The 22,862-nt window shown below is 62.0% G+C and carries 21 protein-coding genes; 10 read left to right on the top strand and 11 right to left on the bottom strand.

Going from position 1 to position 22,862, the window contains the following annotated elements; all coding sequences use genetic code 11:
• Positions 1-25: 25 nt before the first annotated feature.
• The 5 genes from tgt to M1D51_RS18205 form a co-directional block, all read right to left on the bottom strand.
• Entirely contained in the window at positions 26-1,360 is a 1,335-nt protein-coding gene (gene tgt, locus M1D51_RS18225; RefSeq protein ID WP_458107493.1) for a tRNA guanosine(34) transglycosylase Tgt, read from the bottom strand.
• Positions 1,361-1,407: 47 nt separating this feature from the next.
• A complete protein-coding gene (locus tag M1D51_RS18220; RefSeq protein WP_458107492.1) occupies positions 1,408-2,118 on the bottom strand; it encodes an SRPBCC family protein in 711 nt (236 codons plus the stop codon).
• Between the two features lie 60 nt (positions 2,119-2,178).
• Positions 2,179-3,234, bottom strand: a complete 1,056-nt coding sequence (locus M1D51_RS18215; RefSeq protein ID WP_458107491.1) for a DUF6707 family protein — start codon at positions 3,232-3,234, stop codon at positions 2,179-2,181.
• 73 nt (positions 3,235-3,307) lie between these two features.
• Positions 3,308-3,847, bottom strand: coding sequence for an NUDIX hydrolase family protein (locus M1D51_RS18210; RefSeq protein WP_091465301.1), 540 nt, complete (start codon positions 3,845-3,847; stop codon positions 3,308-3,310).
• Positions 3,848-3,962: 115 nt separating this feature from the next.
• Positions 3,963-4,694, bottom strand: coding sequence for a hypothetical protein (locus tag M1D51_RS18205; protein WP_458107490.1), 732 nt, complete (start codon positions 4,692-4,694; stop codon positions 3,963-3,965).
• An 85-nt stretch (positions 4,695-4,779) separates the two neighbouring features.
• Here M1D51_RS18205 and M1D51_RS18200 point away from each other — a divergent pair, with 85 nt between their 5' ends.
• Positions 4,780-5,373 (top strand): YdeI/OmpD-associated family protein, encoded by a 594-nt coding sequence (locus M1D51_RS18200; protein WP_458107489.1) that lies wholly within the window; start codon positions 4,780-4,782, stop codon positions 5,371-5,373.
• Here the strand turns inward: M1D51_RS18200 and M1D51_RS18195 are convergent.
• Positions 5,370-6,542, bottom strand: a complete 1,173-nt coding sequence (locus M1D51_RS18195; protein WP_458107488.1) for a glycoside hydrolase family 76 protein — start codon at positions 6,540-6,542, stop codon at positions 5,370-5,372. The genes M1D51_RS18200 and M1D51_RS18195 overlap by 4 nt on opposite strands.
• A gap of 84 nt (positions 6,543-6,626) precedes the next feature.
• On the opposite strand from M1D51_RS18195, the gene M1D51_RS18190 reads away from it, so the two are divergent.
• Positions 6,627-7,424 (top strand): SDR family NAD(P)-dependent oxidoreductase, encoded by a 798-nt coding sequence (locus M1D51_RS18190; protein ID WP_172322596.1) that lies wholly within the window; start codon positions 6,627-6,629, stop codon positions 7,422-7,424.
• Positions 7,424-8,695 carry an acyl-CoA dehydrogenase family protein gene (locus tag M1D51_RS18185; RefSeq protein WP_458109616.1) on the top strand — a complete coding sequence of 424 codons (1,272 nt, stop codon included), beginning with the start codon at positions 7,424-7,426 and terminating at the stop codon, positions 8,693-8,695. Before M1D51_RS18190 ends, M1D51_RS18185 begins: the two co-directional genes overlap by 1 nt.
• 28 nt (positions 8,696-8,723) lie before the next feature.
• Here M1D51_RS18185 and M1D51_RS18180 read toward each other — a convergent pair whose 3' ends face one another.
• From M1D51_RS18180 to M1D51_RS18170, 3 genes are all read right to left on the bottom strand, one after another.
• A complete protein-coding gene (locus M1D51_RS18180) occupies positions 8,724-9,551 on the bottom strand; it encodes a DUF1684 domain-containing protein (RefSeq protein ID WP_172322595.1) in 828 nt (275 codons plus the stop codon).
• Between the two features lie 255 nt (positions 9,552-9,806).
• Entirely contained in the window at positions 9,807-11,174 is a 1,368-nt protein-coding gene (locus M1D51_RS18175; RefSeq protein ID WP_458107487.1) for an Ig-like domain-containing protein, read from the bottom strand.
• A 95-nt stretch (positions 11,175-11,269) separates the two neighbouring features.
• Positions 11,270-12,037, bottom strand: a complete 768-nt coding sequence (locus tag M1D51_RS18170) for a hypothetical protein (protein WP_172322593.1) — start codon at positions 12,035-12,037, stop codon at positions 11,270-11,272.
• A gap of 149 nt (positions 12,038-12,186) precedes the next feature.
• Between M1D51_RS18170 and M1D51_RS18165 the strand changes: the two genes are divergently transcribed.
• The 7 genes from M1D51_RS18165 to ppc all read left to right on the top strand — a co-directional run bounded on the left by M1D51_RS18165 (position 12,187) and on the right by ppc (position 21,365).
• On the top strand, positions 12,187-13,785 hold the full coding sequence (locus tag M1D51_RS18165; protein WP_458107486.1) for a sigma-70 family RNA polymerase sigma factor: 1,599 nt from the start codon (positions 12,187-12,189) through the stop codon (positions 13,783-13,785).
• 94 nt (positions 13,786-13,879) lie between these two features.
• A complete protein-coding gene (locus M1D51_RS18160) occupies positions 13,880-14,794 on the top strand; it encodes a PIG-L deacetylase family protein (RefSeq protein ID WP_458107485.1) in 915 nt (304 codons plus the stop codon).
• The gene (locus M1D51_RS18155; RefSeq protein WP_458107484.1) at positions 14,794-15,717 is read left to right on the top strand and encodes an ATP-grasp domain-containing protein; all 924 of its coding nucleotides are present in this window, start codon (positions 14,794-14,796) and stop codon (positions 15,715-15,717) included. Before M1D51_RS18160 ends, M1D51_RS18155 begins: the two co-directional genes overlap by 1 nt.
• Positions 15,714-16,991 carry a glycosyltransferase gene (locus M1D51_RS18150; protein WP_458107483.1) on the top strand — a complete coding sequence of 426 codons (1,278 nt, stop codon included), beginning with the start codon at positions 15,714-15,716 and terminating at the stop codon, positions 16,989-16,991. The genes M1D51_RS18155 and M1D51_RS18150 overlap by 4 nt, the downstream gene beginning before the upstream one ends.
• 5 nt (positions 16,992-16,996) lie before the next feature.
• Positions 16,997-18,091 (top strand): hypothetical protein, encoded by a 1,095-nt coding sequence (locus tag M1D51_RS18145; protein WP_458107482.1) that lies wholly within the window; start codon positions 16,997-16,999, stop codon positions 18,089-18,091.
• Positions 18,092-18,134: 43 nt separating this feature from the next.
• Positions 18,135-18,449, top strand: a complete 315-nt coding sequence (locus M1D51_RS18140; RefSeq protein ID WP_458107481.1) for a hypothetical protein — start codon at positions 18,135-18,137, stop codon at positions 18,447-18,449.
• A 117-nt stretch (positions 18,450-18,566) separates the two neighbouring features.
• A complete protein-coding gene (ppc, locus tag M1D51_RS18135) occupies positions 18,567-21,365 on the top strand; it encodes a phosphoenolpyruvate carboxylase (protein ID WP_458107480.1) in 2,799 nt (932 codons plus the stop codon).
• Between the two features lie 119 nt (positions 21,366-21,484).
• Here ppc and M1D51_RS18130 read toward each other — a convergent pair whose 3' ends face one another.
• Together M1D51_RS18130 and M1D51_RS18125 are read right to left on the bottom strand one after the other, a co-directional pair.
• Complete coding sequence (locus M1D51_RS18130) at positions 21,485-22,339, bottom strand: IS3 family transposase (RefSeq protein WP_458107479.1); 855 nt, start codon at positions 22,337-22,339, stop codon at positions 21,485-21,487.
• The gene (locus tag M1D51_RS18125; protein WP_458107478.1) at positions 22,336-22,734 is read right to left on the bottom strand and encodes a helix-turn-helix domain-containing protein; all 399 of its coding nucleotides are present in this window, start codon (positions 22,732-22,734) and stop codon (positions 22,336-22,338) included. Before M1D51_RS18125 ends, M1D51_RS18130 begins: the two co-directional genes overlap by 4 nt.
• Positions 22,735-22,862: the final 128 nt, after the last annotated feature.

The following is a 22,862-nucleotide window of genomic DNA, read 5'->3' as shown; positions in this document are numbered from 1 at the left end:
CGCGATCTCGGGGCAAGCGAGAGAGCTAGGAGTAGTACCGGCCCACTGTCTCCGCCTTGAACTCGAAGAAGTCCCCGGATTCGATGGCCAACCGGGCATCGTCCACCATCTTCACCACGAAGCGCTCGTTGTGGATGGAGATCAGGGTTGCGGAGAGCATTTCCTTGGCCTTGAACAGATGGTGGATGTAGGCCCGGGAGTAGTTGACGCACGTGTAGCAGTCGCAGCCGTCCTGCAACGGTCCGAAGTCCGTCTTATAGCGGGCCCCGGACAGGTTGAACCGGCCAAACGGCGTGTAGAACGCGGAGTTCCGGGCAACCCGGGTGGGGGAGACGCAGTCGAAAGTGTCGGCGCCGTTCTCGATGGCCGTGAAGATGTCGTCCGGTTCGGAGATTCCCAGCAGGTGCCGAGGCTTGTTCTCGGGAAGTTCTTCGTTGCACCAGCGGACAATCGTGCCCAGGTTTTCCTTCTCCAGCGCCCCGCCGATCCCGTACCCGTCAAAAGGCATGGCGCCCAGGTCCTGGCAGGCCTTTCGGCGCAGGTCCTCGTACTGGGCTCCCTGAATGACGCCGAAAAGCGCCTGATACGGCTTGCCCGCGCGGGAAGAAGTCAACGACGCGTGTTCCTCCAAGCAACGCAGCGCCCAAAGCCGGGTCCGCTCCAGCGACTCCTCCTGGTAGGCCCGGGAGTTCTGCAGCGTGGTGAGCTCATCGAAGGCGAACATGATGTCCGCACCGATCTGGTGCTGGACCTGCATGGAGATCTCGGGGGAGAAGCGGTGCCGGTCCCCATTGAGGTGGGATTTGAACCAGACACCGTCATCGTCAATGTGCGCCAGGCGTTCCTTGCCAGGCGCTACCGCGTCATCGGGCCCGGACGAATCCACGTTCTTCATGTCGATCACTTTTTTGAACCCGGAGCCAAGGCTCATCACCTGGAATCCGCCGGAGTCAGTGAAGGTGGGCCCGGACCAGTTCATGAACGCGCCAAGGCCGCCGGCGGCGTCGAGGATTTCCGGACCCGGTTGCAGATACAGGTGGTACGCATTGGCCAGCACGGCCTGCGCGCCGAGTTCGGAAATGGACTCCGGCAGGACTGCCTTTACCGTTGCTTTGGTCCCGACGGCGATGAACGCGGGCGTCTGGATGGTCCCGTGCGGCGTGGTGATGGTTCCGGTCCGGCCAAGGAAAGCGCCGCCGTTGGCCTCTACCTGGGCGTCCGACGGCGGGCACGTTTCAGTCAGGCGCTTGCCCACCGTAAAGGAGAACTCGGATTGCCGGGAGGACAACCCGGGCAAGTCAGGCAGGGCGGGAACAGAAGAATCGGATACAGACGCAGAAGCGGAAACGGAAGCTGGCACGCTATCAAGTGTGCCAGCTTTACCGGGAGTAACCTGCCGAAAAACCCCTACGAGCCGTAGCTCTCAGCCTTCCAGTTGTCCCACGAGGACCGGATGTCTGCCAAGGTGTGTGCCCCGAGATCGTAGGTGGAGGCAATCACCATGGAACCGCCGTCGGGCCTCTTTTCCGGAATGGGCAGCTGCTCGGCAACGATCAGCAGCCCGTCCCCGTGCTCGGCGTAGCTGTGCACGGTAAGGCCCACCTGGTGCCGGCTCTTGAACCAGACCTTGCCTGAGATTTTCTCGCCGGTGCCAAGCGTGAGCGAGTACTCCTCCCCAACGGGCGGCAGATCGCCGAGCCCCAACTTTTCAATGGCCGGCCCGCCTTTGCCCGGAAGGGATATGAAGTGCGTCCGCCGGTGCCCGTGGGGATGCCGTTCCAAGGCAAAGCGCAACTGGTGCAGGAACGTGAGCCAGCCCTGGGTGATGTCCTCGTCCCACTCAGCCCACTCTGAATTGTGGTCGAGCGCGGCCCTGGTGATCTTCACTTCGGTACCGCCGGAGACGGGGTGGAGCTCAAAGACATCGCCGCCGTTGACGGTCAGGCTCGTGTGATCGGGCCCTTCCACAACATCGGTGTTGAAGTAGATCTGTTTGATTTCGTCGGTGAGGTCATCAGCTTCCCAGCCATGCCATTGAGCCACCAGCGACGGTTCGCGCAGCATTGTCCAAACCTGCTGCGCGTCGGCATTAATCACAACGCTCAGATTGTTCGTCATGGCCCCGAATCTACCGCCGTTCGGGCCCGCAGAACAGGCCCTGCATTTCGCGGGTCGGGGTCAGGCCCGCACTGACTCCAGTTCGTTGCCGATCCTCCGGGCCAACTCGTCCTCGCCAATGGTTTTCGATCCGCCATGGGCACGCAGGAACATCAGGGCTTCAAGCCGGAGGAATCGCCATTCGCGCTCGGCTTCGTGGTTGCCGTTGTCGATTGCGCGGAAGATTTCCTTGTCATACAGATTGGGCTCGTTCAGCGAGCGCTGGCGGACCCGGGCATTGATCCTGGCCTTGAACGGGTCTTCTTCCTGGGATTCGGGCGCGCGCAGCAACTTCTCGTAAACCGCCGCACGTTCGGTTTGGCCGGCTTCACGGCAAATGAAGCTGGACAGGGCAAGTGCCCGTTCAATCGAGGCCCAGCGGTCCAGGTTGCCGTCAAAGGGCAGCACATTGAGCAGGTCCGCCACTGCCAAAGCGTGGTCCGGATCGCGGAGGACGATGCACAGATCGAACGCCAGGTTGCTGAGGTCCCGGAGGCAACTCCCGGACTTCGTGTTGATGCCCTTCGCCAACCGTTCTGCCAGGACCTGGACGCCGTTCTTGCCCTTGTGGTTGGCGGCTGCGGCGCCCACCACGGCTTCGGGCGTGCCGTCGGGTTCGGGAATGAGCGCCAATTCTTCGGCGCTGGGGCCCGTATAGGCAGGCGGCGTTTCCGGGCGGGGAGGCACGACGACGGCGGGTCCGGCTTGGGCGTCTTCGTCGCCCTCTGAGGAGGTGCTTGAGCCCGGGGTGCTGGGGACTGCGGTGCTGGAGCCTGAGACGTCCGGGCCGGCCGCGTTTGAGCTGGCGGTGCTGGAGTCGGGGCCGTCCGGGTCCAGGGCAGGGCCAATGCCTGCCCCGTCACCAACCGGCACACTGGACCCGACGGCGATCCGCACCGTGCCGCCGTCGACCATTGTCACCAGCAGCAAGGCGGCCACGCCGAAGTCATCGTTTTGTACCTCAACGGCTGAAATTTCCTGCGCCGGTCCATCGCCGGGTGGGTAGATAAAATCTCCGGGCTGCAGGTCCCCAGCCTGCTTTTCTTTGTACTGCTGTGTGGCTGGGCTGTGAGTCATCGGAAGTCCTTTGGTTCTCTTGGGGTCCGCCGTCCAGTCTACAAAGACCAGCCGGCGCAGGGGCCGGGACCCGCTAGAGAACGATGCCCGAGAAAGCCAAAGCCTGCCTCACGAGGTTCCCGCGGCCGCCGTCGAATTCCTGCTGGACGTTCTCGCTCAACACTTCCTGGGGCGTCATCCACGTGAGTTCCAGGGCGTCTTGGCGCGGTTCGCATTCGCCGGTCACAGGAATGATGTAGGCAAGCGAGACTGCGTGCTGGCGATCATCCGTGAAGCCGGTCTGGGACGGAGCCGGGAAGTACTCGGCAACGGTGAAGGGGACGGGGCTGATGGGCAGCTGCGGGAAAGCCAAGGGCCCGAGGTCCTTTTCCATATGCCGCAGGAGGGCTGCGCGGATGGTCTCGCGGTAGAGAACGCGGCCGGAGACGAGGTAGCGGACCATGTTGCCGTCTGCGTCGCCCTGGAGCAGCGTCCCGACTTCGTTCACATACCCGAGCGGATCCAGCCTGACCGGAACGGCCTCCACATAGACCATGGGGAGTCGGCCGCGGGCTTCGAAGAGGTCTTCATCTGAAAGCCAGCCTGGATACGGGTCGGGTGTACGTACGCTCATGGTTAAGTTCTACCCCATCCCCAGCCGAACTTCCTTGGTGGCGTTCCGGTGGCTGCGAGGTTACGCTCTCGGCGGTATTAGAGGGCCAAAATCGAGCCGATCGGCTCCCCGGATGTTATGCGGGCGAGGATTGATGGCGCTGCTGTGTTGGCGCTCTTTCCACCACGATCGACGCCGGCGCCGCGCCGCCCGCAGCATCCGGATTCGCCACGTACAGCACGTCCTCGCTGATCCGGGCCTCGATTTTCGCGTCGGTTAGCCGACGCAGTAAAGGTTCCAGCCCGCCGTCGTACTCGAAGGAGAGGTCCCCGTTGGTGCTGTCGGCGCCATGGATGACCCTCAGGACCCCGCCGTTCTTAGTGGTGAACGTGGCCGATTCGTCGTCTTCAGTGCGGGGCCGGGCGCCGATGTTGCGGAGATCGTTGGCTGCAAGGCCCAGGAAGGGACTGATCCAGCTGGCTACTACGGCCAGCGCTGGATCGGCCTCGGTGGACGTGGTCCACGTGCCATCGGCTGCCCTCGTGGCAGGGAACGCGAAGAACTCGAAACCGTCTTCGGCGGAGATCCGCACTGTACGCCCGTCGTTGCTTTCGTGAACGTCTGCCTGGGTGCCTGCTTCCTCTGTGCGGCGCGCAAATTCCGCCAGGTCCCCCACCTCCACCCCGAAGATCGTGGAGCCATCCAGCGGGTGACCGTGCTCCACGAAGCCCAGCGCGAGGCGCCCCGAACCGGCGTCGAACTCCCACCAACCGTCCTCGTCCAGGGTCTTCACCAGTCCCAGCGCTTGGAGGAGCGTGGACCACTGCTCGGGGCGGGACGTGTAGTGGGTGGGGCGGGATCGCAGCATGGGTCCTCCTGGAGTGGGCGGTCAGTTCCCAGCCTATGCCGCGTGGCCTTGCCAGGCGCGGCCCGTTTCGCAGCAGAATGGAGCCATGCCCCTTGAGCTCCAGGAACTCCTTGTCAAAGACGGCGCCGCGTGGCGTGAATGGCTTTCCGCGCATGCAGCCCAGAGCCCGGGAGTGTGGTTGATCCTGCACAAAAAGGGTGGCAGCATCACCGAATTGGACTATGACGCCGCCCTGGATGAGGCCTTGTGCTTCGGCTGGATCGACGGCCAGGCTAAGAGCCGTGACGATCAGAGCTACATGCAGCGTATGACCCCACGGGGCCGCAAGAGCATCTGGTCTGCCCGGAACGTGGGGCATATTGCCCGCTTGGAATCCGAAGGCAAGATGACGGACGCCGGACGTGCCGCCGTCGAGGCTGCCAAGGCCGATGGCCGCTGGGAAGCAGCCTACGCCGGGCCCGCTGACTCCGTTGTCCCGGACGACCTCGCCGCGGCCATCGCCGCCGTGCCTGAAGCCCAAGCCATGTTCGAGGTCCTGACCTCCCAGAACCGTTTTGCCCTGATTCACCGCACCAACGGGGTCAAGCGAGCAGAAACCCGGGCACGCAAGATCGCCGGATTCGTGGAGATGCTGGCCAGGCACGAAACGCCTTACCCGCAGAAAAAGCGCCCTGCCTAGTTTGGCGCCAGGGTAGCGGCTGCCTCGAACGTCATCCAGGCCTGAAGCTGGGTGGAAAGTTCGACGGCGGCGCCCGCCGGATACGTCTCGGTGGCCGGCCGCAGGGGACTGGGAGAGAAGACGAGCGCCGCATTGGGGGCTTTTGCCCGCCGCAGTTCAGGCGCTTCGCGGCGGCCCGACCAGAAGGCATCAGCGGTGGCGTGGACCAGTTCACGGGCAGTCTCCCGAGCCGTTGCGGGCAGGCGTTGATCCCTAGCAGCGAGCGCGAGGTAGCGGATCAGGATACCGGTGAAAAGTCCGCCGTCGCCGGTACCGTCGCCGCGAATGATACGAGTTCCGGGGACCGTAAGTTCGCGGGCCACGGCCTCCACCAGATGGGCTGCACGTTCCAGGTTCTCCGGGGCACCAAGCTCCAGCAATGCTGCGAGAACCGGGCCCTGGTTGTAGGTGTAAACGGCATTCTCCAGGACGGTCCCCCCTCCGCGGATGCGCAGTCCATCCATGTAAACGCCCCGTTGGGGGTCGAAGAGTCTGTTGTTGAGCCACTTCACCAGCGCCTCTGCGCGTTCCCTGCGTCCGGTCCGCGCGAAATATAGCGCTACAGGAGCTGTGGCCGGGGTGTTCTTGAAGTCCCTCGCGGTGCTCCAGAACGTTCCTCCGCCCAGATCATCCGTTGAGGCCGAGTCGAACTGCAGCGTCAACTTCTTGCGAAGATACGCATTGCGTCGGCGGCCCGGGTTCCTGGTCTCCTCCGCCAGCCGCTCCAGGCGAAGCGTCGAGAGGGCAAGCCAGGCCATGTCGTCGTAGTAGTGGTTCTCGAACCGTAGAAGGTTCCGCAGACGGATGGTGGTGACCAGCCGCGAAGCCAGCCGACCCGCGCTGGGGCGGGAGGCGCCGTCGAACTTTGTTGCGGTGGCCAGCTCACGGCGGCCGGCGTCCACCAGGCAATCGACGTAATGCGCCTGCCACCAGTAGTGCCAAGGGCCGACGATATGGCGGAGGGGTTTGGTGGGAAGGCTGACCGCCCCGATGTGCGTACCGGGAAGGAACAGCAGCGGCCGGCCAAAGGTCCGCGTCACTGACCGGGCGGCCTGATTGGCGCGCGTTGCCCACTCGTTGGGGTCTGCAAGGGGGAGTGGCTGGTCGGCGGGAGAAGCGTCAGCTGGCATGGCTCCAGACTACCGAGGGTGCGCTGACTCACAATTCCAGTTAACATGCATTAACGGATTTTGGGTCTGCATCAAGGAGGATGAATGGACATCAAGGGCACGGTGGCACTGATTACCGGTGGGGCATCAGGACTGGGGGCCGCTACGGCAAAGCGGCTGTTTGACGCCGGGGCGTCGGTGGTTCTGGTGGACCTGCCGCAATCGGCAGGAGCCACGTACGCGGCAGAACTGAACAATTCCGCTGCGGATTCGGATTCCCGGGCTGTCTTTGTCCCCGCGGACGTCACCAATGAAACGGAGGTTCAGGCCGCCATCGACGCTGCCGCAGCCCTTGGACCGCTGCGGATCGTGGTCAACTGCGCAGGCATCGCCACACCCGGAAAAGTCCTGGGACGCGACGGCGTGCTGCCCCTGGAAACGTTCAACAGGGTCATCCAGATCAACCTTGTGGGAACCTTCAACGTGATCCGGCTCGCCGCCGCTGCCATGGTGGAGACCGAACCGGTGTCCACGGAACTGGGCGGTCCGGAGCGCGGAGTCATCATCAACACCGCATCGGTTGCTGCTTTCGAAGGTCAGATCGGACAACCCGCCTACGCTGCCTCCAAAGGTGCAGTGGCGGCCATGACCCTGCCACTGGCACGCGAATTCGCGCGTTCGCTCATCCGGGTGGCCACTATAGCGCCCGGCATCTTTGAAACACCCATGATGGCTGGACTTCCGCAGGCTGCGCAGGACTCCCTGGGACAGCAGGTCCCCCACCCGGCGCGGCTGGGCCGTGCGGCCGAATACGCACACTTGGCGGCGCACATTGTGGAGAACGCCATGCTCAACGGTGAAACAATCCGGCTGGACGGCGCCATCCGGATGGGACTCAAATGATGGGCGACTACAGCGGCGGTACATCTGCCGGGGCCTCTGTCGGGGCTTTAGCGTCCTCAGTTGCGGAGCTGCCCACCGCCGACTTCTTTGACTTCGAGTCCCTGCTCAGTGTCCAGGAACAGCGGAAACTCAACGAACTACGAGCTTTCCTGGCCTCGGAGATCGCCCCCTACGCCGGGCAATGGTGGGAAAAGGCAGAGTTCCCCGAACACATCCTGCCCAAGCTCGCGGCGCTGAGGCTCAGTGCGCCGGCCCAGCGGGGGTACACACACCTGTTCGCTGGCCTGGTGATCGCCGAAATGACCCGGGTAGATACCTCGATTGCCACGTTCTTCATGGTCCATCACGATCTCTTCGTTGAGTCGCTTTACGACTTCGGCAGCGACTCCCAGCAGGACCGCTACCTCGACGACGCCTCCAACCTGCGCACCACCGGCGCCTTCGCGCTCACCGAGCCGAACCACGGCTCCGATGTTGCCGGTGGCATGGAGACCACGGCGCGGAGGGTCCGGCGGGCAGCCTCCGACGGCGGAGACTACTGGGTGGTCAACGGCGCCAAACGCTGGATCGGCAACGGGACGTTCTGCGACTACATGCTGGTGTGGGCCAAAGACGAAGCCGACGGAGCGATCCGTGCGTTCATTGTTGACGCTTCCCTTCCCGGCGTCACCCGGAGCCGGATCGAGAACAAGATCGCGCTGCGGACGGTGCAGAATGCCGACATCCGCTTCGTTGACGTGGAAGTGGCCGAATCGGATCGCTTCGCCGGAATCAGCAGCTTCTCCGACACCAACCATCTGCTGCGGGGCTCCCGGATCATGGTTGCCTGGCAAGCCGTGGGCCAACAACTGGCGGCGTTCGACGTTGCCCGGCAGTATGCCGTCGAGCGTATGCAATTCGGAAAGCCGCTCGCCAAGTTCCAACTCATCCAGCAACATCTGGTGGACATGCTGGGAAACGCGGTGGCCAGCATGGGCATGATGGTGAGGATCGCCCAACTGCAGGAAGACATCTCCACTGATGCCCAGGGCGTTCGCCATGGCGGTGCCGACATGGCCCAGGTGGCCCTCGCCAAGGCCTACTGTAGCGCTCGGATGCGGGAGACTGTGGCTTTGGGCCGGTCCATTCTGGGCGGAAACGGAATCGTCACCGACTACCGGATCGCCAAGATCTTCGCCGACGCTGAGGCCATCTACACCTATGAGGGTTCCTACGAGATCAACTCGCTGATCGTTGGCCGGGCAGTCACGGGGGTTTCAGCAATCACCTAAGCCCGGGCTTGGCGGGCGTGTGGGAACGTCATTCCTGGGGGAGTTTTTCGCCGGCTTCCACCCGCACATCGATGGAATTTCCCCGCACCGGCATGGGGCATGTGCCGTAAGGGGTGAAGGCGCTGGGGTAGTTGATGCTGCGGTTGAAATCGATCACCACCGAGCCATCCGGGCGAGGTTTCGGAATGAAGACCTTCCGCCATTCGTCCGTGGTGTCCCCGTTGGTCTCATCATGGAAAGTCACGTTGAGGGCACCCAACTTCTCTTCCTCAGCGTGGAGCCGGATGTCATGGGTGCTGCCGGGTACCCGGAAAACCACCTCACCCACTGAACGATGAACCCCGTCCACCAGGGGATTAGCCGTGCCGATGGGAACATCGCGGGGTTCGTCATATGCCTCGAAACGTCCTTGGATGACCCAATCCGGGTTGTAGTCGTAACTGGGAACGCCTGTGAACCCGGTCAGAACGGGAGAGCCGTTGTCCCTGGTACGGATGGCGTACTTGTCCGCTCGTACAGCAAGTTCAACCACCACCTGTTTGCCGTCCGCGCCACCAAACTGAACCCACATCAGAGACTCTTCATCTTCCAGGACTGCACTAACCGTCCCTTCGACGGGCTCGCCGGTTCCCACAAATGTGAGTCCGTCCGCTGCGCTCGCCGAAAGAAAAGCCGTGCTGCCGTCCGTAGACCAGCGACCCGGGACGAGCTCGACCTCACTCGGGTCTGATTCCAGCCACTGGAACGAGGTCAGGGTCAACCAGCCGTGGTCGGCTGCCAAGGCGGAATGCCGTCCCGCACGGAACCGCTCCCAACGGGCAAGCTGGGCATCGGTTGCTGTGGTGGGCGAGCTCATGGGTCTCCTCGGCTGGTATCTGCGTTAGTTCGCGGTGATTGCACTTTCCTCAACTATGCGACCGTTATGGGCATTCCCTGAATTCGAGCCGGGGCCGGCATCGCTCCGAATCTGAGTTGGGGCCGCCCCGCTACAGTGGAACGGCCCGCGCTGGCCCCCAACTCATGCCAGCGCGGGCCGAGACTAAGAAATCGACTGATGGGCAAGGCACCGGGTGCCCCGCCCATCAGTCGATCCAACCCTCAGTGGGCCTTGTTAGTGCGACCTCCGCCCGGACCAACGTGATCCTGCAAAGGCGAGTAACGATCCCACGGCCAAGAGAGCGGCCGCTATGAAGACGAATGCCGTTCCCTGTGCGCCGGTGTTCGCCAGGGGTTCATCAGGCTGTCCTGGAGCAGGTTCCGACGGGTCCTCGGTCGGCACCACAACGATGGGTTCGGTGGTGCTCGGGCTTGGTGCGGGCGTTGCAGTACCAGTGGGGGTTGCTGTTGCGGTGGTGCTCGGGCTTGGAGTGGTTGTTAAGGTGACGCTCGGCATTGGTGCCGGCGTTGCAGTACCCGTGGGGGTTGCTGTTGCGGTGGTGCTCGGGCTCGGGCTCGGGCTTGGGCTCGGGCTGACTGTTGCTGTGGGCGTCGAGGTGGGTGTGGGCGTGGGCGTCGGGGTTCCGTTGCCTGTGCCGCTTCCGCTGCTCCGGCGGGTCTGGGCAGTCACGGGTGTCTCACGCCCCGAGATGGTGACGGTTCCGCTGTTCTCGTAGACATCCATGATCGGTTCGGTGACCTGCGTTACGACATAGAGCTCTACGTGGAGGCCCTCGGGAAGGCGGGTCCAGCTGGCCGTGAGTTTCTCAGGAGTGCAGTCGAGGGTAGCCGGATGCTGCTCGTTGGCGTAAGGCTCCGTGATGTTTCCGTCGGCGTTCAGCACGAAGCCAACCCGGGGAGTGATCCGGCTGCAGTCAATTTCCATTCCTGCCGAAGGAGTATCAGTGACCACAACATCGTTAGTCCTCGCAGGCATCGGCGGCATGTAAAAGACGGACTCCAGGACTGTCTGGGCGGGGTCTGTCCACCACATGGCCTTGCCGGCTTCAGTCGGTACGGTGGGGCCGCATTCCGATGTGCACGGTTGAACAGCCACCGGGACACGCACCACAGAGGAACCCACCGTAAAGCTGAGTTCTTCGACGTCGTTGTCGCCGGGATCAACCGAATATTGGGTGCTGAAGGAACATGTTCCGCCGACGTTAAGCGGCTGTTCTGCAACAAAGTCGGTCAGTGTGAAGACCACCAGGCCGGAGTCGTTTGCCGTGGCGACAGCCACTGTTTCGCCTTCAGGGTTCTGTAGGTCAAATGAGGTGGCTCCAAACCAGCGCAGTTCCGGTGGCAACTGGATGCTGAAGGTGTCACCTGGCCGGGAGTTGTCCGGCACGGACCATTCACACGTCAGATCCACTTGGTCCCACTGATTGGAAACTACCGATTCCGTCCTGAGGGTGATTTCCGCGTCCGCCAGCTCTGCAGCATTGGCTGGCAAGGCAGACATGCCCAGCCCCAGAATGGCCATGACAACCGCCAGAAGGGCGGCCAGCAATGACGCGGCTTTTAGATGGATCTGATTTTTCATGTGCTGGATGGTCCTTAGAAATCCGTGGTGAGTGCTCCGTCAATAAATGAGTGATGGGCCCTGCTGGTTCGTGACGACATCACACGTGAGCCGGTCTAATTTGTTTCGCAGGAAGTGTCCTGGGCTGCTGTCGTGGTGGCCGCGGCAGCCGCGGAGGACAAAGGGTAGAACCGCAGCCGCGCAGGACCCAGGGCTCCATCGCCCAAAGCTTCCAACGCGGCCTTGCACTCCAGCAGCCTGCAAAGGTTGCTTTCACTGAAGGGAAACAACACGTGCACTGCGGAATTTTGGTACATGGCCATCGCTCCGGTGCCATGCAGTTGCCCTTTGACGGCTTCTCCCAGCCTGGCCAACAATGTCCAGCAATGACTCCGGCTGTCACGTGGTCCGGCGACGGAGATGATTGCCATGGCGTGGGCGCCCGGGCGCTCGGGTCCGGTCCCCAACGATGAGATTTCATGGATCCGCCGCTGGAAATGAGCCTGGGTAGCCAGCCCTGTATAAACATCCGTGCACGAGATAGGCGGTGCAGTTTCTGCAACCTCGGCCCAGCCTTCCGCTACAGACTGCAGGGCATCTACGTCCAGCGTTCTTTCCGCAGCAGAAAACAGTGCACGGAAATCAGTCATGGTTTCACTGATGCTCACGCCGTTCCTGGCCCTGGCAGCGCCAAGAGATTTGGCTGCCGGTGCGGGGACGGTGGCGCTGGCTGCAAGGGAGGTAACAACTGTCCGGACCTCGGGCAGGAACCAGTCCGCGTGGAAACGCCAACCTGTTTGGTAACTGGTGGTCTGCCATCTACGCAGCAAAAGGTGCCGGGAGAACGTGCATTCTGCGAATGATTTTGTCCGGAACGATGTCATATCCGAAGAGTGTGCAGAAATGCCGTTTCGTGACGAAGCGAACCACAAAAATCGTTGCTAAAGACAGTGTATAAATGGCGTCACGTCTTGCTGCCTACCCCCACTGAATATATATGGGCACGATTACTTACGGTTTGGGGGCGCCTTAGATGGCACGAAGGTCACAAGTGGACGTCGATGTAGATAGCGATGGACACCTTATTGGGCTGGTCCGTGCCGGTGAGATGTCCGCTTTCGATGGACTCTACGAGCGCCATTTTTCCATCGCCTCCACTGTAGCCAAGCGCAACGTGGACAATCCGAGCGATGCCGAGGACGTGGTTGCTGAGGCGTTTCAGTCCGTGCTGCAAAGCTTGGTGGCAGGCAAAGGGCCGGATACTTTTTTCCGGGCGTATTTGCTGTCCACCGTCACCCGGCTGTCCCACCAGCGCAACCGAAAAGCCAGCAAGGTCCTGCCAAGCAGCGAGGAATCTGTCCTGGACCAGACATTGGCAAACTCCGATTCTGCAGTCAGCGCCTTCGAATCAGAGACCGTGGCCAAAGCCTTCCGCGCCCTGCCGGAGCGCTGGCAGGCCGTGCTGTGGTACCTGGACGTTGAGCGAATGAAGCCTGCGGCCGCCGCTCCGATTCTTGGTCTTTCTGCCAATGCCGTTTCGGCGCTCGCGCTGCGCGCGCGCGAGGGCCTGAGGCGGCACTACCTTCAGTTCCATATCGCCGAACAGCCTGATGATGGATGTGCCACTTTTGTGACAAAACTGGGCAGCTACCTCCGGGGTGGGCTCTCCAGTACTACGGAGCGCAAAGTTCGCGAGCATCTGAATGGCTGCTCCAAGTGCACGGCAGCCCTTGCGGAGCTGAAGGACGTCGAGACCAGCATGAGGGCGGTGCTTCTTCCGCTGGTGACTGGCATTCCAGTGGCCGCGTGGGCGGTCAAAGGCGGCGGACTTGGCATCCTCGGCGGGATGGCGCCGGCGAAGGCGGTGATGGCCGTTCCTGCCCTTGCTAAACCTGCCGTGATGGCTGTCATTGCCGCAGCCAGCGTGGGACTGGCCCTGGGAGCAGCGGGAATAGTGGATCACCTGACCCCTGACGCCTATATGGAAGAGCGTGCCGTTGAAACCGGGGCGCCGCTGATGGGAAAAACTCCAGTGCCGGTGACGCCGTCACCGTCCCTCAGCAGCACTCCGGACCCTGACCCGTCTCCTCCGGTTCAGCCTGAGCCTGTGGAAACTGTCCCTTCGATACCACTACCGGAGCCGTCAACGGAGCCTACAAAGGAGCCCTCAACAGAGCCAGTGGCGCCGACGGTTCCCGAGCCGGATCCAGTTCCCACATCCGCTCCCGGAACAACTACTGCAACGCCTTCGGCGGTTCCCTCGGTTTCGGCGCCGGTGCAGGTCATCGGCACCGCCAGGCGAACTGATAGAAGCTACTTCCGTGGCACCGAAATGGAAATCGATTTCAGTGCCTCAGGAACCCGGCCCTTGGGCGCAGGAACAGCGGTGTTTGCAGTGAGCAGGGATTCGCGGATCGTGGAGAGTTCCATCAAGGCACCGGATGGATGGTCGTGTTCCCTGGCCGGTGGCACCGAGGTCACCTGCATTACGGATTCGGTCCAGCGTCGCGATTTGCACTTTCATGTGACCGTGCAATCCAGACGACAGACCGATGGCGTTTTGAAGTACTCGCTGAGGGGGAGCGGTATGTCCCCGGGCGAGTTTGAGTACCGCTACTCATCGGATTGGTGAGGTGGCGTCACGAACTTTCCTCCCTGCTCACTACTTCTACAGCGGTCTCCGGAGATGGGAACCGTGCTCATTCGCTACGCACTATGGGGGCATTATGGAAGCAACGCTGTGCGCCGTTGCCGGTTTGTTGGCGGTTCTGGTGGCAGTTTGGGCTGTGGTTCCAACTGGTCGGGACTGGTTCGTGCGGAAGTTCAGTTCCCCGCATCGGCTCCGCTTGACGCTGGCGGCCTTGGGAACTTTGCTGCTGCTGGCCTTGGCGGGGTGTGCTGTCGGAGGGCCCCATCCGCCGTGGTTGAACACTGTCGTTGTGCTTGCAGGCGCAGCACTGATCGTTGCGTGCCTCGTCGCTCCGGCGTTCCGGATCCGCTCCAAGATGGCCTCCCAGCCACGAAGGGTACTTGCCATCGGCGCGCATCCTGATGATTTGGAACTGGCTTGTGGTGCCACTCTTGCGAAGTTGTCCGACGCCGGCCATGACGTCAGGACCATGGTCATGAGTACCGGGAGCAAGGGCGGAAACAGCCGGATCCGGGTGACGGAGGCTGCTGCAGGCTCTGACTTCATGGGAGCCACCGCTGTGCAGGTCCATCATTTCCAGGACACCAACTTGTCCGAGCATGGCCAGGAGATGGTGAAAGCAATCGAGGAAGCCATTGAGGACTTCCGTCCTGACGTTGTGATCACGCATTCCCGCAATGACTACCACCAGGACCACCAAGCGGTCCATAGTGCCACCATGCGGGCGGCTCGACGCCACTCGTCCATCCTGTGCTTTGAGAGTCCATCGTCCACCCGGCAGTTTGATCCCAGCGTCTTTGTGGACATCGCCGGATATGTCGACGTGAAAATACATGCCGTTGGCATGCACCGGAATCAAAGGGGCAAACCGTACATGAGCGCTGAAAGGGTCCGCAGTCTCGCGGCCTTCCGGGGCTCACAGGTCAAGACCACTTACGCCGAAGGTTTTGAACCGGTTCGGTTGCTCGGCTCTGCCGTAGGAGAGTTCTGATGCTGCGGGTATTGGTCACAGGTGTAGGCGGGCCTGCCGGACTTTCTTTGGCTCGTCAATTGATGGACCAAGGACACTGGGTTCTGGGCGTCGATATGAAGCAGGTTCACGCTTCAGCGGCGGACGCTGTGGTTGTGGTGTCTCCCGCAAGCGCGCCCGGCTATCTATGGGAACTCCGGGGGCTCGTGGCCGCCCACGGCATAGGCCTGGTGGTGCCTACCGTTAGTGACGAACTGATGCTGATGGCCGAAGCCAGGGAGGATTTCGCTCCGGGAGCCGAGATTCTGATTGGGGACCCGGCACCGGTTCGGATCGCAAATGACAAGTACCTCACCATGAGGTGCCTTGCCAACGCCAATGTAGCTGTTCCGGATTTCGCCTTGCCGGGGGATTTCAGCTCCATCAACGAGGCAATGGCCCGTCTTGGCGGATCACTGGTGGTCAAACCCCGGGTTTCACGTGGTGGGCGTGGTGTTCAGGTCCTGGAGAGAGCTGCCGACGGTGGAAGAAATGCCGCGCGGGTATGGTCGGCATTGGACGATTCCTGGATCGTGCAGCGCTTTGCGCCCGGAACTGAGTATGCGCCCGTGGTCTTTCGGTCCTGGCACGAGCCAGAGCAGGAGGATTTGGTGGTGGTGCTGGAGAAAACGGAGCTAAAGCAAGGTCGCATCGGCAATGCCCTCTCTATCAGGAGGGTGGATACGGCGGAGGCTCCCGACGTTGCCCGGACGGCGGAAGCAGCCTCTGCAGCACTCGGCTTGACGGGACCCATAGACGTTGACGTTCGTCGCAGGTGGGACGGAACGCCTGTAGTCCTTGAGGTGAACGCCAGGTTTGGCGCCAACAGCGCCTATGCCCCCCAACTCCTGGAGACCGTCCTGCGGAGTTACGCCCTTGGGCCACTGACGGGACGGGCCGTGTGACGTGGCGTGACGCTGCTTTGGTGTTCGTCCAGTGCGGCGGCCTGGTGATTCTGAGCTTCGGAATGATCAAGATCGCCTATGTTCCACTTGCCTTGTATTTCAATTGGTTACATCGTTCCAAACCTCCCAAACATCGCTACTCCGTAATGAGCCAGCGGCCTTTGGTGTCCGTGATTGTCCCTGGCTACAACGAAGCCGTGGTCATCACCAAGTGCGTCGAGTCGATCCTGGCGAGCCGATATTTGCGGCTCGAGGTCATTCTGGTGGACGACGGTTCCACTGATTCCACCGCGGACATCATGGCGGGCCTTGCCCGGCAGTACGACAGGGTGCGGTTCATGTCGCAGGCGAATGCGGGGAAGGGCGCCGCCCTCAACTGCGGAATCGCCGCAGCACAGGGGGACATCCTGATGTTTGTTGACGCCGATGGGATCTTTGCTCCGGACACCCTCATGAACATGCTGGAAGGTTTCGATCATCCCAAGGTGGGGGCGGTCTGCGGCGATGACCGGCCCGTCAATCTGAACCGTGTCCAAACCATGATGCTCGCCGTCCTGAGCCACGTTGGCACTGGCTTGGTCCGCAGGGCCCTTTCCCTGTTGCACTGCCTGCCCATCGTTTCGGGAAATATCGGCGCCTTCCGAAGCGATCTTGTGAGGCAGTTGGGCGGATTCCACGAGGACACCCTGGGCGAGGATCTTGAATTGACGTGGAGGGTCTACAAGGCCGGCTACCGGGTTCATTTCCAGCCCAGTGCATTGGTCTACGCTGAGTCGCCGTCCACCATGGGCGGACTATGGCGCCAGCGCGTTCGGTGGTCCCGCGGGTTGTTGCAAACACTTCGAATGCACGCCGGAATGCTGGGTCGGCGTCGTTATGGGATGTTTGGCATGTTCCTGATATTCAACGCCATCACCATGGTGGTGATCCCCGTGCTGCAACTGGCAATTCTGGCGGTCCTGCCGTTCCTCTACATAGCCGGTGCAGGTCCGGTACCAGGCGAGGTGTTCGCAATTCTTGGCTGGTTGGGCCTCTTTGTGTCCCTGTCTCTGGTGTGTTTCTCCATTGGCTTGAACCGCTCCTGGCGGGATCTTCGGTTTCTGTGGACGGTGCCATTGTGGCCCTTCTATTCGGTCTTTGTTGGGCTGGCTCTCGCCACCGCAATCGTCAAGGAAATCAGGGGTAGCCCGGCCAAGTGGAACAAGTTGCAGCGGACTGGCGTCATCAGCGTGATCGCTGCCGAGGCCACAGTCCGGAAAGAGGTGAGCATTTGAAACACATGACCGCTTTCGGGTTCACCGGGGTCCTTCTGGCTTCGACGCTGGTGATGGCGGGGTGTGCGGGCGAAACGCCTCCTGTGCCCGCAGACCGGATGGTGAATCTAGGCTTTGAAGACGTAGTCAACACCGAGCACGGGTATTTGGCCGGGCTCTCGGACCGCCTCAATTCCGTGGACGCCACGGCCGTGTCGCTCTCTGTGGGACGTACTGATTGGACAGCTTTCCCATGGCCGGACCAACCTGGAATGGAGTCCAGCCAAGTGTCCCGATCAGGCCGGGACTTCGTAGCGGAGGCCATCACGGCACTGGAGACTACGGACGATGGAAGCAAGCGTGAGGTGGTCCTGACCATCGATGTCCTGCTGGACCGTGCGCTGAAGGAAGATCCGTCCCTTGCCGGGCGAAGCGTTGAAGGGGCGGAGTCCGGTTCCTTTGCAAGTGTGTGGGCCTTGAGGCATGGCAAGGCCGGTAAGCGCCTGGCTTCCCTCGCAGCTGCAGTCGCTCGGAAGTACAAGCCCTCGGCAGTGAACCTCACGGAACTCATGTTCGACGACTTCACTTTCGGCAGCGACGATCTCGAAGATTTCAAAGTCACCACCGGTTCCACGGACTGGCCCCGAAGCAGCGATGGGTCCATCAATGTTTCAGACCCGCGCATCCACACATGGCGCAGTGCAGCCATGGCGGACATCGTGCGCAAGGTGGGTGCCGCCGTCGAACCCTATGGCGCCAATCTGGATATGGACGTGCGGTCACCGCGCGATTCGCCGTCCGGAGACCGCGCGGACAGCGGGCATGACTACGATCTCCTGCTGACGCAGGTGGACCGGCTTCACGTGTGGGAGTACGTGGGGCTCAACAGCGAACGATCCCCGAAGACCAGGGAACTGGCTGAGTCCATGAAGCGCCGTGCCGGCTCCCGCATGTCCTTGTCGGTGGGGCTTTGGTCCGAAGATGGTCGGATTTCGGCTGGAGAATTCGGGGCCGCATTACGCAATGCGGCGCTCGGCGGTGCGTCCTCAGTGTCAGTGACGCCTGCCAGCCTTATGGAGGACCAGCACTGGGAAGAGCTGAGGAAGGCGTGGTCCGGTTAGGCGCGCACTGTTGGGCGGATTCCCTGAGGAGTACGCTGACCGCATGGGGATGGACGCAGCGGTTGCAATTGCGGTCAGTACTGCTCTGATTCTTTGCTCTATTTGGGCAGGCACACGGCTGGTCCAGCGGGGTGTTTCCGCGAAAGGGGCGACCGGCACCCTGGGGAGCGTCCTGTCCATGATTGAACCCGCAACCGGTGCGCCCACCCGGATTGAGGCGGCCGCTGCCCTTGAAGAGATGCGCCAGCGTCGCCACGAAATGCCCTCGGCTGGGCCCGGCCCCTTACATGAGGAGATCATGAGCGGGAAAGTGGTCCTGCCCACGAGGCCGCTCCCACCGCGTGATGCCAAAATTTGAGACACATTCCATGGGTCCAGTTCGGTGCGGGTAAGATCCCGTAGGAAACATTAGTAATCCGGCTCACAGTATCCAGCGCAGTGTACGGGCCAAAACCAGACCCGAAGGTATGCATCCATGGTTCACACTGCCCCGCAAGATACCGATCTCGCTGCCGAACTGCGCGCCGACGTGCGCCGCGTTTCCACCCTCCTGGGCGAGTCGCTGGTACGTCAGCACGGTCCGGAGCTCCTTGACCTCGTGGAGCAGGTCCGCCTGCTGACCAAGGAATCCAAGGAAGCTGCACGCGGCGGTGCAGATGCCACCGGGCCTTGGAGCGCGCACGACGTCGTTGCCCAAGTCCGCGAATTGCTCGCCTCCCTGCCGCTGGACCAGGCGACGGATCTGGTGCGGGCCTTCGCCTTTTACTTCCATCTCACCAATGCAGCAGAACAGGTTCATCGCGTCCGTGGGCTCCGCACCCGGCAGGAGAAGGACGGCTGGCTGGCGAAGGCTGTATCCGAGATTGCTGGCCAGGCAGGTCCTCAGGTTCTGCAGGACGTGATCAACGAACTCGACGTGCGCCCCATTTTCACGGCCCACCCCACCGAGGCCTCACGCCGTTCCGTGCTGGACAAGGTCCGTAAACTCTCCGACGTCCTCGCCGAGCCGACGGCGGAAGGCACCTCCTCGCGTCGTCGGCAGGACCGGCAGCTTGCCGAGATCATCGACCAAATGTGGCAGACGGATGAGCTGCGGCAGGTTCGACCCACGCCGGTAGATGAGGCGCGAAACGCCATCTATTACTTGAACAGCATCCTGACCGACGCCATGCCGGAAATGCTGACGGACCTATCGGAGCTCCTGGCAGAGCACGGCGTCAGCCTGCCGGCCGCCGCGGCACCCCTGCGCTTTGGTTCGTGGATTGGTGGTGACCGTGACGGCAACCCCAACGTCACCGCCGCCGTCACGCGGGAAATCCTGCAGTTGCAGAACCAAAATGCCGTCCGTATCAGCATTGCCTTGATCGACGAACTGATCTCGGTGCTTTCCAACTCCACGGCACTTTTTGGGGCGGACCAGGTGCTGTTGGACTCGATCGACCAGGACCTGAAGAACCTCCCGGGACTGGACAAGCGCATCCTTGAACTGAATGCGCAAGAGCCGTACAGGCTCAAGCTGACGTGCATCAAGGCCAAGCTCATAAATACCGGCCGCCGTGTTTCTGCCTCTACTTATCACGAGCCCGGCCGCGACTACTCCACTACGTCGGAGTTGTTGGCGGAGTTCGGGCTGCTGGAGGATTCCCTCCGCAACCATTCGGCCGCGCTCGTGGCGGACGGGGCCCTGGCCCGTGTTCGCCGGGCCATTGCAGCTTTCGGTTTGCATCTGGCAACGCTGGACATTCGCGAACACGCCGACTACCACCATGATGCCGTGGGCCAGCTTGTGGATCGGCTTGGTACGGAGAAGCCCTACGGCGACCTCAATCGTGAGGAGCGCTTCACATTCCTTGGCGCAGAACTCGCGTCCCGTCGACCACTTTCCGGCCACCCCATCAAACTCGAGGGTACCGCTGACGGCACGTATGACGTCTTCCGTAGCATCCGGCAAGCCCTGCACACTTACGGGCCGGACGTCGTGGAGACCTACATCATCTCCATGACCCGTGGGGCCGATGATGTCCTGGCCGCAGCGGTCCTGGCCCGCGAGGCAGGTCTGATTGACCTCTTCGGCTCGAAGCCGCACGCCAAGATCGGATTTGCTCCGCTGCTGGAAACGGTGGAAGAACTGCGCGCATCTGCTGAGATCGTGGACCAGTTGTTGTCCGATCCGTCGTACCGGGAACTCGTCCGACTCCGCGGAGACATCCAGGAAGTCATGCTGGGCTACTCCGATTCCAACAAGGAATCCGGCGTGATGACCAGCCAGTGGGAAATCCATAAGACCCAGCGGAAGTTGCGTGACGTCGCAGCAAAGCACGGCGTGCGTGTCCGCTTGTTCCATGGCCGTGGTGGTTCCGTGGGCCGCGGTGGCGGACCCACTTACGACGCCATCATGGCACAGCCGAATGGTGTGCTCGAAGGTGAGATCAAGTTCACCGAGCAGGGTGAGGTCATTTCGGACAAGTATTCCCTGCCCGAGCTGGCGCGCGAAAACCTTGAGTTGTCCTTGGCCGCTGTCATGCAGGGCTCGGCCTTGCACCGGACTCCGCGTACGTCCGAGGACGAGCGCGAGCGCTTCGCGAATGTCATGGAAACCATCTCCGACGCAGCATTCGACCGCTACCGCAGCCTGATCGACGATCCCGATCTGCCGGCATACTTCCTAGCCTCCACACCGGTGGAACAGCTGGGTTCATTGAACATTGGATCGCGTCCGTCCAAGCGCCCGGACTCCGGTGCCGGCCTCGGAGGTCTCAGGGCCATTCCCTGGGTTTTCGGTTGGACGCAGTCCCGGCAGATCGTTCCGGGCTGGTTCGGTGTGGGCTCGGGCTTGAAGGCTGCCCGCGAAGCCGGCAACACTGATCAGCTCATTGAAATGATGGATCGCTGGCACTTCTTCCGTTCTGTGATCTCCAATGTGGAGATGACGCTGGCGAAAACCGACATGGAAATTGCGGGACATTACGTATCCTCCCTGGTCCCGGAGGAACTGCACCGCCTGTTCCACATGATCCGTGACGAGTACGAGCTCACCGTGGCCGAAATCGAGCGCCTGACCGGCGAGATCGAACTCCTCGATGCGCAGCCTACGCTCAAGCGGTCGCTGGAAATTCGAGACCAGTACCTCGATCCCATCAGCTACCTTCAGGTGGAACTGCTCCGCCGCGTGCGCGAAGAGTCCGTGTCCGGAGCCGAGATCGACGAGCGGCTCCAGCGGGCCATGCTCATCACGGTCAACGGCGTAGCCGCCGGCCTTCGCAACACCGGCTAGCCGACGCTCTCCCACATCCCTCGGGGTTTTACGGATCCCTCTCCCAGCTGGTGGGAGAGGGTTCTGCCCAAGGGCGTGGGATGAACTGGTCCCCGATTGTTGGACTGGCTATTGGGATTTTAGGCTGCGAGGGTCTGGGCCCGGTATTGGACCGGGCTCTGGCCTTCGAGTTTGGTGGAGATCCTTTCGTTGTTGTACCAGCGGATGTACTCGTGCAGTGCTGTTGCCAGGGCGTCGGTGCTGAGAAACCGGACGTGGTGGAAGAGTTCTTCCTTTAGATGTCCGAAGAAGTTCTCCATGACCGCGTTGTCGTAGCAGTTGCCCTTGCGGGACATTGACTGGGTGGCGCCGGCTTCGGTGAGCAGTTGCCGCCAGAACACGTGCTGGTATTGGAAACCTTGGTCCGAGTGCACCAACGGTTTTTGTCCCGGTTCAAGACACCCAATGGCATCGCGCAGTGAGGTGTTGGCCAGTTCCAGGTTCGGTGAGTTACCGATGGAATAGGAGATGATTTGCCGGTCGAACAGGTCCATGACGGGTGAAAGGTAGAGCTTACGGTCCCCGACGCGGAACTCGGTGACGTCGGTGACCCACTTCTGGTTCGGAGCATCGGCGTCGAATTCCCGGTTCAGCAGATTCGGTGCAATCACGCCCTGTTCGCCTTGGTAGGAGTTATAGCGTTTCCGCTGCCGAACCTTGCAGCGCAGGGCCAGGGCGCGCATCAGTTTCAGCACGGTCTTCTTCGCCACCGTCCAGCCGTGCTTCACCAGCTCGGTGTGGATGCGGCGATGTCCGTAACGGCCGTGGTTGGTCGTGAAGATCGTTGTGATGGCGCTCTTGAGAGCTTCCTTCGGGTCCGGGGACAGGAGCCGGGCCTGATGGTAGAAGAACGTCGAGCGGGCCAGCCCCGCGACCCGCAGCAGAACCGGGAGCGGGTAATCAGCCTTGAGAGCAACGAGGGCTTGAACCTTCACCGTCGTTCCTGAGCCCTCAAGGCCCGCAATTTTCCCAAGTAGGCCACCTCAGCCCGCAACAGTTCGTTCTCCCGACGCAGTTGCTCAAGCTCCGAAACCTCCGCAGACCGCGGCGCTGCCCCGGACTTCACGGACGGCACGGCACCAGGCTTCCGCGAGGGCACGGCCCCGGGTTCCCGAGAAGGTGCGACCTTCGGCTTCGCTGGCGTGCCGTTGCGTTTTGGCCGCAACCCATCCTCACCCTCTAAGCGATACGCCCTGACCCACTTCTGCAGCAGTTGACGTGAAGACAGACCGGCTTCAACAGCCAAGTCCGGCCCGGTTTCGCCCGCCAGGAACCGCTGCACCAGCGCCAGCTTGACCTCGAAAGAGTATGACTTCGGCGCCTTGGTCACCAACACTCCTCGCCCATGAATCCTCCATAACCCATACAGTCCCCTGACCGGCACAGGCGGCGCATCCAAGTACCGGGCCGCCGCCCGATACCCCAGACCCCTTTCAAAACACGCTACAGCCGAGACCC

This window comes from Arthrobacter sp. R3-55, assembly GCF_054161505.1.
The sequence above is the reverse complement of the archived record's forward strand: the minus strand, read 5'-3'. Positions and strand labels throughout refer to the sequence as shown.

Bases quoted from the DNA above. Each gene is read 5' to 3' on its own strand.
- M1D51_RS18160 (WP_458107485.1), top strand. From the start codon at position 13,880: ATGGAAGCAACGCTGTGCGCCGTTGCCGGTTTGTTGGCGGTTCTGGTG.
- M1D51_RS18185 (WP_458109616.1), top strand. From the start codon at position 7,424: ATGGGCGACTACAGCGGCGGTACATCTGCCGGGGCCTCTGTCGGGGCT.
- M1D51_RS18165 (WP_458107486.1), top strand. From the start codon at position 12,187: ATGGCACGAAGGTCACAAGTGGACGTCGATGTAGATAGCGATGGACAC.
- M1D51_RS18175 (WP_458107487.1), bottom strand. From the start codon at position 11,174: ATGAAAAATCAGATCCATCTAAAAGCCGCGTCATTGCTGGCCGCCCTT.
- M1D51_RS18195 (WP_458107488.1), bottom strand. From the start codon at position 6,542: ATGCCAGCTGACGCTTCTCCCGCCGACCAGCCACTCCCCCTTGCAGAC.
- M1D51_RS18200 (WP_458107489.1), top strand. From the start codon at position 4,780: ATGCCCCTTGAGCTCCAGGAACTCCTTGTCAAAGACGGCGCCGCGTGG.
- M1D51_RS18215 (WP_458107491.1), bottom strand. From the start codon at position 3,234: ATGACTCACAGCCCAGCCACACAGCAGTACAAAGAAAAGCAGGCTGGG.
- ppc (WP_458107480.1), top strand. From the start codon at position 18,567: ATGGTTCACACTGCCCCGCAAGATACCGATCTCGCTGCCGAACTGCGC.
- M1D51_RS18210 (WP_091465301.1), bottom strand. From the start codon at position 3,847: ATGAGCGTACGTACACCCGACCCGTATCCAGGCTGGCTTTCAGATGAA.
- M1D51_RS18170 (WP_172322593.1), bottom strand. From the start codon at position 12,037: ATGACATCGTTCCGGACAAAATCATTCGCAGAATGCACGTTCTCCCGG.
- M1D51_RS18155 (WP_458107484.1), top strand. From the start codon at position 14,794: ATGCTGCGGGTATTGGTCACAGGTGTAGGCGGGCCTGCCGGACTTTCT.
- M1D51_RS18145 (WP_458107482.1), top strand. From the start codon at position 16,997: ATGACCGCTTTCGGGTTCACCGGGGTCCTTCTGGCTTCGACGCTGGTG.
- M1D51_RS18220 (WP_458107492.1), bottom strand. From the start codon at position 2,118: ATGACGAACAATCTGAGCGTTGTGATTAATGCCGACGCGCAGCAGGTT.
- M1D51_RS18180 (WP_172322595.1), bottom strand. From the start codon at position 9,551: ATGAGCTCGCCCACCACAGCAACCGATGCCCAGCTTGCCCGTTGGGAG.
- M1D51_RS18190 (WP_172322596.1), top strand. From the start codon at position 6,627: ATGGACATCAAGGGCACGGTGGCACTGATTACCGGTGGGGCATCAGGA.
- M1D51_RS18205 (WP_458107490.1), bottom strand. From the start codon at position 4,694: ATGCTGCGATCCCGCCCCACCCACTACACGTCCCGCCCCGAGCAGTGG.
- M1D51_RS18140 (WP_458107481.1), top strand. From the start codon at position 18,135: ATGGGGATGGACGCAGCGGTTGCAATTGCGGTCAGTACTGCTCTGATT.